The following is a 14,441-nucleotide window of genomic DNA, read 5'->3' on the forward strand; positions in this document are numbered from 1 at the left end:
TCCCCAGCTTCTGGGGATAACTCAGAAGGCAAAATAGTAACAGAAGCGCCGGGTCAGGTTGAAAAACAGCCTTTGTCCCTCATCCAGGTCTTCTTGCTTGATAAATGACTTGATGGTGCGCTCATCCTCCCGCAGATCCAGCATGGCCACCCCTTCCGGTCGCTGCGCCTTGATGTAGGGCAGTACCTTGGGTTTGAGGGGCATGGTGGGCTCGGTGGAGAGCACCAGCGCCACGGAATCGTCGGAGAGCTGCACCAGGGAACCGGGGGGATAGACACCCAGGACCTTGATCAGCAGCTTGACCAGATCCTGATCGAACTTCTTCTGGGACAGCTTGTAGAGCTGGCTGATGGCCTGGCTCGGGGCGGCCGGAGTGGCGCTGCTGCGCGGGTGCAGCAGCTCGTCATAGTAGTCCACCAGTCCGATGATCCGTGCCAGTGGCGGGATCTCGCCACCCTTGATGCCGAGGGGAAAACCGCTGCCATCGAGCCGCTCGTGGTGCAGATGGGCCACCTGGCGGATCTTGGGCTCAAATGCCTGCAACTGGGTCAGCATCTCCAGCCCGTACTGGGGATGCATTTTGAGAAAGTTCTGCTCTGACTTGTTGAGATCCCCCCGTTTCTGGGTGATCTGGCTCGGGATCTTCAACTCTCCGATATCGTGTACCAGGCCCGCCAGTCCCGTCTCCTCGATCTCGATGGGGTTCATGCCGAGTTCCCGGGCCATCAGCATGGCGATGAAGGCCACGTTCAGGCTGTGCTGCAGCAGGATGTCGGTGTGCGGGCTGCGAATAAGATGCAGGCCGAGCGGCCCCTCGTGTTCACTGATGCGGGCGGCGGCGTTGCGCACTATCTGCGCTGTGTTGGCCAGCCCCTCGTCAGGCTTGAGGTTGAGGGCCCCCAGCGCATCGCGCAGCTCGGACATGGATTGACCAAAGGCCTTGTCGGCGGCGCGTAGGGAGCGGCGGAAGGCTTTCTCGTCGAAGGGGGGCGGGCCCGTGTCTATGACCTCGTCGATGATCGACAGATCGGGGCCGGCGGAGGGAATATCGCCGCGCAAGATGGGCTCTATGGGCAGATCACTCTTGTCCGGATCCACCATCAACAGATTGAGGTCGAGATGGCGAATGATGTCGAGTTGCTGCTGATCCTTGATCTTGAAGGCATTGAACATAAAAGGGTGACTGGTCCATCCCGTGGGGAGATGGATGTAGTGGCCGATCCGTAACTGCTCTATCGAGGCTTGTATCAGCGCCATGTGCTAACTCGCATTTCATGAATGCCTACCAACAAGCTAGCAAAATTAGAGAGATAGACAAACAAAAAAGCCCGCGCATGTGCGCGGGCTCTCTACTTCAAGTCCGATTATCAGGCCTTGGATTTTTTCTTGTTGTCCACCTTGGTCTCAACCTGGGCTTCCACCTTGGTTGCTACTCGGGCTTCCTCGGTAAAGGGGCGGCCGTAGTAGGTGTCCATCAGTATGGCTTTGAGCTCGGTGATCAGCGGGTAGCGCGGGTTGGCACCGGTGCACTGGTCATCGAAGGCTTCCAGCGCCAGCTGGTCAACCTTGGCCAGGAAGTCGGCTTCGTTCACGCCGGCTTCACGGATGGAGGCCGGGATGCCCAGAGTGGCTTTCAGCTCGTCCAGCCAGGTCAGCAGCTTCTCGATCTTGGCTGCGGTACGGTCACCGGCAGCGCTCAGGCCCAGGTGGTCAGCCACTTCGGCATAACGACGGCGAGCTTGCGGACGGTCGTACTGGGAGAACGCAGTCTGCTTGGTCGGGTTGTCGTTGGCGTTGTAGCGGATCACGTTGCTGATCAGCAGGGCGTTGGCCAGACCGTGCGGAATGTGGAATTCAGCACCCAGTTTGTGCGCCATGGAGTGGCACACACCCAGGAAGGCGTTGGCGAACGCGATACCGGCGATGGTGGCCGCGTTGTGTACTTTCTCACGAGCAACCGGGTCGTTGGCACCGTTCTGGTAGCTGGACGGCAGGTACTCTTTCAGCAGTTTCAGGGCTTGCAGCGCCTGACCGTCGGAGTACTCGTTGGCCAGTACGGAAACGTAGGCTTCCATGGCGTGAGTGACCGCATCCACACCACCGAAGGCGCACAGGGACTTGGGCATGTTCATGACCAGGTTGGCATCGACGATGGCCATGTTCGGGGTCAGCTCGTAGTCGGCCAGCGGGTACTTCATGCCGGTGGCATCGTCGGTCACGACCGCAAACGGGGTGACTTCAGAACCGGTACCGGACGTGGTGGTGATACAGACCAGTTCGGCCTTCACACCCATTTTCGGGAACTTGTAGATACGCTTGCGGATATCCATGAAGCGCATGGCCAGGTCTTCGAACGCAGTATCCGGGTGCTCGTACATGACCCACATGATCTTGGCCGCATCCATGGGTGAACCGCCACCCAGCGCGATGATGACATCAGGCTTGAAGGAGTTCGCCATCTCGGCGCCCTTGCGGACGATGGACAGAGTCGGGTCAGCTTCTACTTCGTAGAATACTTCCACTTCCATGTTCAGCTTCTTGAGCAGACGAACCACGTCGTCGGCATAGCCGTTGTTGAACAGGAAGCGGTCGGTGACGACCATTGCACGCTTTTTGCCTTCCAGATCACCGAGGGCGATCGGCAGGGAGCCACGACGGAAATAGATGGATTTCGGAAGTTTGTGCCACAGCATATTTTCTGCCCGTTTTGCGACTGTCTTCTTGTTGATCAGGTGCTTGGGACCGACGTTCTCGGAGATGGAGTTACCACTCCAGGAGCCGCAACCCAGGGTCAGGGAAGGAGCAAGAGCGAAGTTGTACAGGTCACCGATACCACCCTGGGTGGAGGGGGTGTTGATCAGGATACGGGCGGTCTTCATCTTGTCGCCGAAGTATCTGATACGGTCCTGGTTGCGATCCTGGTCGGTGTACAGACCAGAGGTGTGACCGATACCACCGATGTTGACCATGGTGCAGGCCATCTCGACGGCTTCTTCGAAGTTCTTGGCGCGGAACATACCCAGAGTCGGAGAGAGCTTCTCGTGAGCGAACTCATCTTCAGCGCACAGTTCCAGACCTTCACCGATCAGGATCTTGGTGGTGGCAGGCACAGTCACGCCAGCCATGGCGGCGATCTTGGTGGCCGGCTGGCCAACGATATCTGCATTCAGCGCGCCGTTGATCAGCAGCACTTTACGTACCTTGTCCGCTTCATCTTTGGACAGGATGTAGCCATCGTGGTTGGAGAAACGCTCTTTCACCTGGTTGTAGATGGCGTCAACGACGATGACGGCTTGCTCGGAAGCACAGACCACACCGTTGTCGAAGGTCTTGGACATCAGAATGGAGGCAACGGCACGTTTCACATCGGCGGTTTCGTCGATGACGATAGGCACGTTACCGGCACCTACACCGATAGCAGGCTTGCCGGAGGAGTAAGCGGCTTTCACCATGCCCGGGCCACCTGTGGCCAGGATCAGGTTGATGTCGTTGTGCTTCATCAGCGCGTTGGACAGCTCAACGGACGGTTGATCGATCCAGCCGATGATGTCTTTCGGTGCACCGGCGGCAACGGCTGCATCCAGTACCAGCTTGGCAGCGGTATTGGTGGAGTTCTTAGCGCGGGGGTGCGGGGAGAAGATGATGGCGTTGCGGGTCTTCAGGGAGATCAACGATTTGAAGATCGCGGTAGCGGTCGGGTTGGTGGTCGGAACGATACCGCAAATGATACCAACCGGCTCGGCGATGATCATGGTGCCCATCTCGTCATCCTGGCTCAGGACGCCGCAGGTCTTCTCGTCTTTGTATGCGTTGTAGATGTATTCGGAGGCGAAGTGGTTCTTGATAACCTTGTCTTCGATGATACCCATGCCTGACTCTTCCACGGCCATCTGGGCCAGGGGGATACGGGCATTGCTGGCGGCCAGGGCGGCGGCACGGAAAACCTTGTCTACCTGCTCTTGCGAGAAGCTGGCGAATTCACGCTGTGCTTCTTTGACGCGGGCGACCAGTGCATCCAGTTCAGCCAAATTGGTTACTGCCATGTTTATCTCCTGATGATTTGAAAACTGTTTAGTAAGAGTTTGGCAATGCCCGGCAATTATAGTCGCCCTGTCAAGGCGAGAATCACTACAAGGGGGTATTTACATGCCTTACTAAATTGCTTTCTGAGTCGATTATAGAGCGGGGCTGACTCAGAAAAACTTGATCTGGATCATGTGTAACAAAAGAACAAAAGAAATTTTGTTTCACAATACATGTTTTCCGGATGTTACACGAATGTAGAGTGGAGCAAAAGCGGGCTGAATAGTGCGTGAACAGGGCGCCACGCACCATTTTTCAAGCAGTTAGCACTATCACGTCCCAGTGTCCCCGGGTCGGGGCCAGGGGCAGTATGGGGGCCGCATTGTGATAGAAACGGCGATCATCCAGGATCAGATACCCACCAGCGTTTAATTCTTGTTGAAAAAATGGTTGTTCTTTTAATCCATGATAGAGCTGAAGTGCGCCGCCACTGACGCCCTCGCTGCCGCAAAAGAACACGCCGATGAAGTCGAAACCATCCTGATGGACGCCTTCCGGTGCGGGGGGCACGCTCTCGCCCTGGCCCGTGGTGATCCGCATCTGGTGAATGCCGATCGCCTTGCCATCCGCCAGCCGGATATGGCGGGCAAAGCGGGTCAGCATCAGCTGGAAGGCGGGGTGGGCGACGAAGGCGGGGTCCAGCTCGGCATAGGTTCTGGGCACATCCCCGAGGAACTTGTTGATGGCGGCGGCCTGAAAGAAGACGCCATTGTCGAGAGGGAAGAAGCGTGAACCCTCTTTCTCGACGCGGCCATAGCGACGCTCCCGAAAGGTGCCCTGGATGTAGGGATCGAGCGGCAGCCGGTCAAAAAAGCCGAGCAGGGGGTCGACCGTGCCTGCCGGCAGCGAATCCAGGTGCCATTGCAACTTGATGTCCGTATCAATCATTACAAAATCCTTGTTTGCTGAGAGGAAATGTTGCGCCCAAACTCCGTGGCCGCATAAAACTCGAATCGATTTTACCAGAGTGTTAAATCGCGACAATGTTTATTAACAAATCAATGTGTTGAATTTTGGCGATACATTAGAGGAACTAACTGAAAAGCCACGGAAAGGGTGAGATTATTTGATTGGTGAAGGTTGAGGGCATGGTGTAAATTTACGCTCGGTTTATCGGGGTGGCCCGTGTGGCCTTGCTTACTTCTGGATGGCGCCTATGGCAGCAATTGACGTCTCTTTATATCTGAAGTTTTTCATCGGTTTGTTCGCGATCATCAATCCGTTGGGATTGCTGCCGGTTTTTGTCAGTCTGACCGGCCATCAAACGCCGGAAGAGCGGATGAAGACCAACACCACAGCCAATATTGCGGTGATGATCATCCTGCTGGTCTCCATGTACATGGGGCAGCTGATCCTGGACGGTTTTGGCATCTCGCTGGCGTCGTTTCGCATCGCTGGCGGCTCGCTCATCACCCTGATCGCCTGGTCCATGCTGCAGGGCAAGCTGGGGGAGGTGAAGCATAACAAGCAGGAGAAAGGGGAACTGGCCGCACGGGAATCTGTCGCTGTGGTGCCGCTGGCACTGCCGCTGATGGCCGGCCCGGGAGCCATCTCTTCTTCTATTGTCTACGCCAGCCAGAGCACCTGGTCCCAGATGCTGGGCATGTCGCTGGTGGTGATGGTGTTTGCCTTCTGCTCCTGGCTCATCTTCCGCGCTGCCCCCTTGCTGTTCAAGCTGATGGGCAACACCGGCATCAACGTGGTCACCCGGATCATGGGTCTCATCATGATGTCGCTCGGCATCGAGATCATGGTGGCGGGGATCAAGGGGGTCTTCCCCGGATTGATGTGATTCAGGTCTGTTTTGTCGGAGCCGGTCCTCGTGACCGGCTTTTTATTGTTTCTTTTTTGTTGGTCATTTCCTAGAATCGAGCGGGTTTGTATAAAAAACGTCCGCAACGCTATATTTAAATGCTGAATAATTGGCTAAAAGCTGTTTTTTTAACCATGAAGCCCAGGCTAGCCTGACAATATCTATTGCATTATCAGAAATGTCAGGGAATTATGCTGGCAGCGGGGTACTTATCTCGTTGATGGACAAATGCATGGAATGTTCTTGTTGGAGTATGGAAATGACTCATAAAAAAACAATGATTAATACCCTCTTGGTGGCAGCTCTGTTTGGCGGTGTCAATGTGGCGCAAGCCGCTGATGTTCCCGCAGGCACCAAGCTGGCTGATGTTCAGCAGTTGGTGAAAGGCAATGGCTCCGAGCCGGCAACGCTCGATCCCCACAAAACCGAAGGAACGGTTGAATCCAATATTCTGCGTGACCTGTTCGAAGGTCTCGTGAGTTCAGGTCCCAAGGGGGAAGTGCTCCCTGCCGTGGCCGAGTCCTGGGAAACCAAGGACAACAAACACTTCGTGTTCCACCTGCGCAAAGATGCCAAGTGGTCCAACGGGGATCCCGTGACAGCCCACGATTTCGAGTTCGCCTTCAAGCGGGCCGTGGATCCCAAGACTGCGTCGCCCTACTCCTGGTATCTGGAGATACCGACCATAGTCAACGCCAGCGAAATCATCGCCGGCAAGAAGCCGTCTGACACCCTGGGTGTGAAGGCGGTCGACGACTACACCTTCGAAGTGCAGCTGGAAAAAGCGATCCCTTACTTCGTCAGCATGCTCTCCCACACCACCACCTACCCTGTGCCCAAGAAAGTGGTAGAGAAGTTTGGTGACAAGTGGACCCAGCCCGGCAACATGGTATCCAACGGTGCCTATCAGCTGAAAGACTGGGTGGTGAACGAGCGCGTCGACGTCGAGCGCAACCCCAACTACTGGAACAACGCCAAGACGGTGATCAATACCGTCACCTACCTGCCGATCCAGTCAACCAACGCCGAGCTGAACCGCTATCTGGCGGGCGAAGTGGATCTCACCTACAACATGCCCATCGAACGCTTCAAGCAGATGAAGAAAGAGAAGCCCGATGAGCTGAAGGTGAGTGGTTACGTCGGTACCTACTACTACCAGTACAACTTCAAGAAGAAGCCGTTTGATGACGTGCGCGTGCGGACCGCACTCTCCTACGCCATCGATCGCAACGTGATCGCCGAGAAGGTGATGGGCAAGGGTGAGACCCCGGGCTACACGCTCGTGCCTGACTTCGTGGACGGTTTCAAGCCGGTTGCCCCCGAGTGGTCCAAGATGACCCAGGCGGAGCGCGACACCAAGGCCAAAGCCCTGCTGGAAGAGGCCGGTTTCGATGCCAGCAAGCCGCTGAAATTCGAGCTGCTCTACAACACCGACGACAACCACAAGAAGGTGGCGGTCGCCGTTGCCTCCATGTGGAAGAAGCTGGGCGTGCAGGTGAGCCTGGTGAACCAGGAGTGGAAAACCTACCTGGAGACCAAGAAGCAGGGTCAGTTTGACGTGGGCCGTGCCGGCTGGATCGCCGACTACAACGAAGCCTCTTCCATGCTGGATCTGATGCAGACCACTCACGGCAACAACGACGGCAAGTACTCCAACCCGGTGTTTGACAAGCTGATGACGGAGTCTCGCGACCAGGTGGATGAAGCCTCCCGCAACAAGCTCTATGTCCAGGCCGAAGAGATCCTGGCCAAGGACATGCCGATTGCCCCCATTTACCAGTACGTGACCTCCCGCATGGTCAAGTCCTACGTGGGCGGCTACCCGGCCAACCCGCTGGACAACCTCTACAGCAAAGACATGTATATCATTGCTCACTGAGTAAAATAACAAGTCGCATAACAAGCAGGCCCGCCGGACGGCGGGCCTTTATTACAACCGCGACCCTTTGGAAGCAGTACAGGACAGGAATTGTCTATGTTGAAATTCATTCTTAAACGTCTACTGGAAGCGATCCCGACTCTGCTGGTCTTGATCACCGTCTCCTTCTTCATGATGCGTTTCGCACCGGGTAACCCCTTCACCAGCGAACGTTCCCTGCCGCCGGAAGTGTTGGCCAACATCGAGGCCAAGTACGGCCTGGACAAGCCCATAGGCGTGCAATACCTCACCTATCTTGGCAACCTGGTGCAGGGCGATCTGGGGCCTTCCTTCAAATACAAGGACTTCAGCGTCAATGATCTGGTGAGCCAGGCGTTGCCTGTTTCCGCCAAGATCGGGAGCGCGGCTTTCGTCTTTGCCGTCTTGCTGGGGGTGACCTTTGGCACCATAGCGGCCTTGAAACAGAACACCCTCATCGACTATCTCTTGATGTCGTCGGCCATGGCCGGGGTGGTGATCCCGGGCTTTGTGCTGGCACCCTTGCTGGTGCTCTTCTTCAGCATCTATCTGGGCTGGTTCCCGGCCGGTGGCTGGCAGGGGGGCGGGGTGCAATTCATGGTACTGCCGGTATTTGGCATGATGATGTACTACATCTCCGCCATCTCGCGCATCATGCGCGGCAGCATGATCGAGACCATGAACTCCAACTTCATCCGTACCGCCCGCGCCAAGGGCCTGCCGCTGCGTCACATCATTCTCAAGCACGCGCTGCGCCCGGCCATGCTGCCGGTGGTCTCCTATCTGGGCCCGGCCTTCGTCGGCATCATCACGGGGTCCGTGGTGATCGAGACCATCTTCGGCCTGCCGGGGATAGGCCAGCTGTTCGTCAACGGTGCACTCAACCGTGATTACTCCATGGTGCTCGGGCTGACCATTCTGGTCGGCGCCCTCACCATCACCTTTAACGCCGTGGTCGATATTCTCTATGCCTTTATCGATCCCAAGATCCGTTACTAAGTCGGGAGTACATCATGGTTGTCACAACTGAAAAGCGCGAAGCCATAGCGGCGTTCGCACAGCAAGTGGAAGTGGTGGAAGGGCGCTCCCTGTGGAAGGATGCCCGTCGCCGTTTCCTGCGCAACAAGGCGGCGCTGACCAGCCTCATCATACTGACCATTATCGGTCTGGCGGTGATAGTGGGGCCGCACCTGTCCCAATACACCTTCGACGATCCGGACTGGGGTGCCATGCAGGCCGCGCCTGATATGGAGACCGGTCACTGGTTCGGCACCGACAGTCTGGGGCGCGATCTGTTCGTGCGCACCCTGCTGGGGGGCCGCATCTCGCTGATGGTCGGCATCATGGGCGCCATGGTGGCCGTGGTCATCGGCACCCTCTACGGCGCAGCCTCCGGCTTTATCGGCGGGCGGATCGACAGCCTGATGATGCGCGTGCTGGAGATCCTCAACGCCTTCCCCTTCATGTTCTTCGTGATCATGCTGGTGACCTTCTTCGGCCGCAATCTGGCGCTCATCTTCATCGCCATCGGTGCGGTGAGCTGGCTCGACATGGCGCGGATCGTGCGAGGCCAGACCCTGAGCCTCAAGAGCAAGGAGTTTATCGAGGCGGCCCACGTCTGTGGCGTCTCCAAGTGGAAGATCATCACCCGTCACATAGTACCGAACGTGCTCGGTATCGTGGCCGTCTACGCCACCTTGCTGGTGCCGGGCATGATCATGTTTGAATCCTTCCTGAGTTTTCTGGGCCTCGGCGTCCAGGAACCCATGACCAGCTGGGGTGCCCTGCTGGATGAAGGCTCCAAGTCGATGGAAGTGGCCATCTGGCAACTCTTGTTCCCCGCCGGTTTCATGGTGGTGACCCTGTTTTGCTTCAACTTCCTCGGGGATGGTCTGCGTGACGCACTCGATCCGAAGGATCGATAACAAGAGCGGCTAAGGATCGATAAGGAGTTTTTATGAAATTACTGGATGTAAAAGATCTGCGGGTCGAGTTCAAGACCCCGGACGGCAATGTGGTGGCGGTCAACGACCTCAACTTCTCTCTCGCTGCGGGCGAGACCCTGGGGATCGTCGGCGAGTCCGGCTCCGGCAAGTCCCAGACGGCCTTTGCCATCATGGGCCTGCTGGCCAAGAACGGCATCATCACGGGCTCGGCCAAGTTTCAGGGCGACGAGATCCTGAATCTGCCGGAGCACAAGCTCAACAAGATCCGCTCCGAGAAGATCGCCATGATCTTCCAGGACCCCATGACGTCGCTGAACCCCTACATGAAGGTGAAGGATCAGCTGATGGAAGTGCTGATGCTGCACAAGGGAGTGAGCAAGGCCGAGGCGTTCGAAGAGTCGGTACGCATGCTGGATGCAGTCAAGATCCCCGAGTCGCGCAAGCGGATGAACATGTACCCCCACGAGTTCTCCGGTGGCATGCGTCAGCGGGTGATGATCGCCATGGCCCTCTTGTGCCGGCCACAGCTGCTCATCGCCGATGAGCCGACCACTGCGCTGGACGTGACGGTGCAGGCCCAGATCATGACGCTGATGAACGAGCTCAAGCGCGAGTTCAACACCTCCATCATCATGATCACCCACGACTTGGGCGTGGTGGCTGGCATCTGTGACAAGGTGCTGGTGATGTACGCCGGTCGGACCATGGAGTACGGCCGGGTGAACGACATCTTCTATCGCCCGAGCCATCCCTATACCGAAGGCTTGCTGCGCGCCATTCCCCGCCTCGACACCGAAGGGGAAGAGCTGCCCACCATTCCGGGCAATCCGCCCAACCTGCTGCGTCTGCCCACCGGCTGCCCCTTCCAGGAGCGCTGCCACCGGGTACACGAGATTTGCGGCCAGCAATCGCCGATCCTTACACCGTTCAACGACGGCCGTGAGCGTGCCTGTCATTGGGTATCGGATGCCATGATTAAGGGGGCGAATTAAATGGGTACTGACAAGAAACTGCTGCTGGAAGTGTCCGACCTCAAGGTCCACTTCAGCATCAAGAGTGACAGGGCCTGGCCCTGGGCCAAGCCCTCGGCGTTGAAGGCGGTAGACGGTGTGACCCTGCGTCTGTATGAAGGGGAGACCCTGGGTGTGGTGGGGGAGTCCGGCTGTGGCAAGTCCACCTTCGCCCGTGCCCTGATCGGCCTGGTGCCGGCCACCGACGGCAAGGTGGTGTGGCTTGGCAACGATCTGACCAAGCTCGACCAGAAGGCGCTGCGGGAGAAACGCAAGGAGATCCAGATGATCTTCCAGGATCCGCTGGCCTCCCTGAACCCGCGCATGACCATAGGCGACATCATCGCCGAGCCGCTCATCACCTTCTATCCGAACCTCTCCAAAGAGCAGGTGAAGGAGAAGGTGCGCACCATGATGACCAAGGTGGGCCTCTTGCCCAACCTGGTGAACCGCTACCCGCACGAGTTTTCCGGCGGTCAGTGCCAGCGTATCGGCATCGCCCGGGCGCTGATCCTGGAGCCCAAGATGATCATCTGTGACGAGCCGGTGTCGGCGCTGGATGTCTCCATCCAGGCTCAGGTGGTGAACCTGCTCAAGGCTATCCAGAAGGAGATGGGGCTGTCGCTCATCTTCATCGCCCACGACTTGTCCGTGGTCAAGCACATCTCGGATCGGGTGCTGGTGATGTATCTGGGCAACGCTGTGGAGCTGGGCACGCGCAAGGAGATCTTCGCAAACCCTCTGCACCCCTATACCAAGGCGCTGATGTCGGCCGTGCCCATTCCGGATCCGGATCTGGAGCGCAGCAAGGTCATCCAGATCCTGGAAGGGGACTTGCCATCGCCGATGAATCCGCCGTCCGGTTGCGTGTTTCGCACCCGCTGCCCGGTAGCGGGTCCCGAGTGCGCCAAGACCCGCCCCATGCTTGAGGGCAACTTCGACCATGCGGTCTCCTGCCTCAAGGCCGATCCGCTTTGATGCCGGTTTGTTGAATGCGTTTGCGGGGCACCCTGGTGGTGCCCCGATTAATTTTGGCCAGAGGTGAAGATGTCTCTTGGCGTTATCTTTGGCCACTGTTACTATCCGCCCAACAAGGGGAGTAACTTCTCGCTGGTTTGTCGTCATTACGGTGCACCCATATCCTGCAGTGCACCCGGCAGCCGGGCAGTTGATGCAAATCAGCTGTAAGTGAGACCTTGCCGAGAGGCAAGGTGTATCTGCTCCAAACGCAAACCCACGCCTCTCGGTCGTGGGTTTTGTCGTTTTTGGGAGAAGTGAAAAATGGGTGAATGGTGGATGTGGACCGGTTTCTTCAGCATAGTGCTGGTCCTGTTATGGATTGACATACGCTTTGTCGGGGGTGGCAAGGCGCACAAGGTGTCCCTCAAGGAGGCGGGCATCTGGTCCCTTATCTGGATCAGCGTGGCCCTGCTCTTCAACCTGGCCATCTGGTTCTGGCTGGATCACAGCGCCGGGCGCGAGATCGCCAACCAGAAGGGGCTGGAGTTCCTCACCGGCTACCTCATCGAGAAGGCGCTGGCGGTGGACAACGTCTTCGTCTGGCTGATGCTGTTCGGCTACTTTGCCATTCCGGCCGAGCTGCAGCGCCGGGTGCTGCTGTACGGGGTACTGGGTGCCATCGTGATGCGTGCCGGCATGGTGTTCGCGGGCAGCTGGCTCATCGAGCAGTTCCACTGGATCCTCTACCTGTTCGGTGCCTTCCTGCTGCTGACCGGGGTCAAGATGCTGTGGGCGGCCGACAAGGAGCCAGATCTGGCCAACAACCCGCTGCTGGGCTGGATGCGTCGTCGCTTCAAGGTGACCGAGACCCTGGAGGGGGAGAAGTTCTTCGTCTGGCGTGACGGTGTGCGCTATGCCACCCCGCTGCTGCTCATTCTGGTGCTGGTGGAGGTGAGCGATCTCATCTTCGCGGTGGACAGTATCCCGGCCATCTTCGCGGTGACCACGGATCCCTTCATAGTGCTGACCTCCAACATCTTCGCCATCATGGGCCTGCGCGCCATGTACTTCCTGCTGGCGGGGGTGGCCGAGCGTTTCGCCCTGCTGAAATACGGCCTGGCGCTGATCCTGATGTTCATCGGGGTCAAGATGCTGTTGCTGGATGTGTTCAAGATCCCGACCGGCATTGCATTGGGCGTCGTGGCCCTGATCCTGCTGGCGTCCATGGGATTGAGCCTCTGGGTGACTCGCAAAAAGGCCGTTTGAAGGCGCTGTAAATAATCTCGGCGGGATCTGTTCAAGATCCCCCTGAGTGACATAGCGCTGGGTGTGGTAGCCCTGATCCTGCTGGCGTCCATGGGGCTCAGCCTCTGGGTGACCCGCAAAAAAGCCGCTTGAACGCGGCAGACCATAAAGCACTGACAACAAGGGCTCCCGCGGGAGCCCTTTTTCATAGCAGAGATTTGCTTAGCGCTTGATCTTCTTGGGGTTGGTGTAGCCCCAGATGGTGTACATGTCGGCCAGCAGGGCGCCGTTGTACTCCTCCAGATCCGCCTGCTTCACCTCGGCCTCGCCCTGACGGCCAAACAGCACCACCTCGTCGCCGGGTTTCACCCCTTTCAGATCGGTCACGTCCACCATGATGGTGTTCATGGAGGTCTTGCCGACCACGGGCACCTTCTGACCCTGGATCAGCACATAGGCCTTGTTGCTGAGTGCACGGCGGTAGCCGTCGGAGTAACCCAGCGGCAGGTTGGCGAGCCAGGAGTCGCGCTTGAGGGTGAAGGTGCGGTCATAACCGACGGTATTGCCGGCCGGGTAGTGGTTGACCGAGGCGACCTGGGTCTTGAACGCCATGACCCGCTTGTATTCGGTGTAGGAGGGGATGGAGTCGCCGTAGAGCAGGCCGCCCGGGCGCACCATGTCGAAGTAGGCATCCGGCACTTCCAGGGTGGCGAAGGAGTTGGCGGCGTGGATGGTGAGCTTGCTGCGATCCAGCTTGCCCGCCTCGATCAGCCACTGGGAGTCCAGCTTGAACTGGGCCAGCCCCAGCTTGACGTCCTCTTTCTCTTCCACCGGGAAGTGGGTCATGATGCCGACCGGGGTGATCCCCTTGAGCTTGAGCATGGCCAGCGCATCGGCCTTGGAGTCCGCCAGACGCAGGTCTATGCCGTTGCGGCTCATGCCGGCGGAGTTGAGACCTATGTGCACCGGGATATTGGTATGGTGACGCTGGGCGATGTCGGCTATGCCCTGGGCGCTCACCAGGCTGCCGATCAGCTCTTCCATCTTGTAGGGAAGGGCCTGCTCCACTTCGTCCGGGGTGGCCGAGCGCACCCGCATCAGGCGGCCGGTAAAGCCCTTCTCGCGGGCCACGCGGGCCTCTTCGTTGCTGGCGATGCCGATGCAGGGGATGTTGGCCTTGACCACGGAGGGCACCAGCAGGTCGATGCCGTGCCCATAGGCGTCCGCCTTCATGATGGCGCAGATCTGCGGGCCCTTGTCACCGAGGCGATCCTTGAGGGTCTGGATGTTGTGCTCGAAGGCGCCGAGATCGACTTCCAGCCAGGCATTGCTGGCGGTCTGCACCTCGCCGTTGCGATGATCGCTGGCCAGCGGCAGGTAAGGGGCCGCGACGGCCTGACCGGCCAGCAGGCCCAGGATCAGCGTGGCCAGCAGTGTCTTCTTGTGCATGGGGTGGTTCCTTTTTTATTGTTTGGGTTGAGGTGCAT

General features: G+C 58.1%; 11 protein-coding genes. 7 read left to right on the top strand and 4 right to left on the bottom strand.

Features of this window, described 5'->3' with window-relative positions; genetic code table 11:
- Positions 1-21: 21 nt before the first annotated feature.
- The 3 genes from AACW87_RS21395 to AACW87_RS21405 form a co-directional block, all read right to left on the bottom strand.
- Positions 22-1,257, bottom strand: a complete 1,236-nt coding sequence (locus tag AACW87_RS21395; protein WP_043141236.1) for an HD-GYP domain-containing protein — start codon at positions 1,255-1,257, stop codon at positions 22-24.
- 110 nt (positions 1,258-1,367) lie between these two features.
- Positions 1,368-4,043 carry a bifunctional acetaldehyde-CoA/alcohol dehydrogenase gene (gene adhE, locus AACW87_RS21400; RefSeq protein ID WP_241326103.1) on the bottom strand — a complete coding sequence of 892 codons (2,676 nt, stop codon included), beginning with the start codon at positions 4,041-4,043 and terminating at the stop codon, positions 1,368-1,370.
- A gap of 295 nt (positions 4,044-4,338) precedes the next feature.
- A complete protein-coding gene (locus tag AACW87_RS21405; RefSeq protein ID WP_241326104.1) occupies positions 4,339-4,971 on the bottom strand; it encodes a 2OG-Fe dioxygenase family protein in 633 nt (210 codons plus the stop codon).
- 268 nt (positions 4,972-5,239) lie between these two features.
- Between AACW87_RS21405 and AACW87_RS21410 the strand changes: the two genes are divergently transcribed.
- From AACW87_RS21410 to AACW87_RS21440, 7 genes are all read left to right on the top strand, one after another.
- Positions 5,240-5,875, top strand: a complete 636-nt coding sequence (locus AACW87_RS21410) for a YchE family NAAT transporter (protein ID WP_005314822.1) — start codon at positions 5,240-5,242, stop codon at positions 5,873-5,875.
- 280 nt (positions 5,876-6,155) lie between these two features.
- Positions 6,156-7,775 carry an ABC transporter substrate-binding protein gene (locus AACW87_RS21415; protein ID WP_098983808.1) on the top strand — a complete coding sequence of 540 codons (1,620 nt, stop codon included), beginning with the start codon at positions 6,156-6,158 and terminating at the stop codon, positions 7,773-7,775.
- Positions 7,776-7,871: 96 nt separating this feature from the next.
- Positions 7,872-8,792, top strand: a complete 921-nt coding sequence (gene oppB, locus AACW87_RS21420) for an oligopeptide ABC transporter permease OppB (protein ID WP_043141229.1) — start codon at positions 7,872-7,874, stop codon at positions 8,790-8,792.
- A gap of 14 nt (positions 8,793-8,806) precedes the next feature.
- Positions 8,807-9,718, top strand: a complete 912-nt coding sequence (gene oppC, locus AACW87_RS21425; protein WP_043141227.1) for an oligopeptide ABC transporter permease OppC — start codon at positions 8,807-8,809, stop codon at positions 9,716-9,718.
- Positions 9,719-9,750: 32 nt separating this feature from the next.
- Positions 9,751-10,731, top strand: coding sequence for an ABC transporter ATP-binding protein (locus AACW87_RS21430; protein ID WP_043141225.1), 981 nt, complete (start codon positions 9,751-9,753; stop codon positions 10,729-10,731).
- Positions 10,732-11,727, top strand: coding sequence for a murein tripeptide/oligopeptide ABC transporter ATP binding protein OppF (oppF, locus tag AACW87_RS21435; RefSeq protein ID WP_043141223.1), 996 nt, complete (start codon positions 10,732-10,734; stop codon positions 11,725-11,727). It begins immediately after the preceding gene.
- 303 nt (positions 11,728-12,030) lie between these two features.
- Positions 12,031-12,975: a TerC family protein gene (locus AACW87_RS21440; protein ID WP_043141221.1), complete on the top strand. Its 945-nt coding sequence runs from the start codon at positions 12,031-12,033 to the stop codon at positions 12,973-12,975.
- 201 nt (positions 12,976-13,176) lie between these two features.
- On the opposite strand, the gene alr is transcribed toward AACW87_RS21440, so the two are convergent.
- Entirely contained in the window at positions 13,177-14,403 is a 1,227-nt protein-coding gene (gene alr, locus AACW87_RS21445; protein ID WP_043141219.1) for an alanine racemase, read from the bottom strand.
- Between the last annotated feature and the right edge of the window lie 38 nt (positions 14,404-14,441).

Origin of the sequence: Aeromonas sp. MR7 (assembly GCF_963899385.1) — a bacterium.
Taxonomy (GTDB): Bacteria; Pseudomonadota; Gammaproteobacteria; order Enterobacterales; family Aeromonadaceae; genus Aeromonas; species Aeromonas bestiarum.

Coding starts and splice junctions, on each gene's coding strand:
- AACW87_RS21440 (WP_043141221.1), top strand. CDS start 12,031: ATGGGTGAATGGTGGATGTGGACCGGTTTCTTCAGCATAGTGCTGGTC.
- AACW87_RS21430 (WP_043141225.1), top strand. CDS start 9,751: ATGAAATTACTGGATGTAAAAGATCTGCGGGTCGAGTTCAAGACCCCG.
- AACW87_RS21410 (WP_005314822.1), top strand. CDS start 5,240: ATGGCAGCAATTGACGTCTCTTTATATCTGAAGTTTTTCATCGGTTTG.
- alr (WP_043141219.1), bottom strand. CDS start 14,403: ATGCACAAGAAGACACTGCTGGCCACGCTGATCCTGGGCCTGCTGGCC.
- AACW87_RS21405 (WP_241326104.1), bottom strand. CDS start 4,971: ATGATTGATACGGACATCAAGTTGCAATGGCACCTGGATTCGCTGCCG.
- oppB (WP_043141229.1), top strand. CDS start 7,872: ATGTTGAAATTCATTCTTAAACGTCTACTGGAAGCGATCCCGACTCTG.
- adhE (WP_241326103.1), bottom strand. CDS start 4,043: ATGGCAGTAACCAATTTGGCTGAACTGGATGCACTGGTCGCCCGCGTC.
- oppF (WP_043141223.1), top strand. CDS start 10,732: ATGGGTACTGACAAGAAACTGCTGCTGGAAGTGTCCGACCTCAAGGTC.
- AACW87_RS21415 (WP_098983808.1), top strand. CDS start 6,156: ATGACTCATAAAAAAACAATGATTAATACCCTCTTGGTGGCAGCTCTG.
- AACW87_RS21395 (WP_043141236.1), bottom strand. CDS start 1,257: ATGGCGCTGATACAAGCCTCGATAGAGCAGTTACGGATCGGCCACTAC.
- oppC (WP_043141227.1), top strand. CDS start 8,807: ATGGTTGTCACAACTGAAAAGCGCGAAGCCATAGCGGCGTTCGCACAG.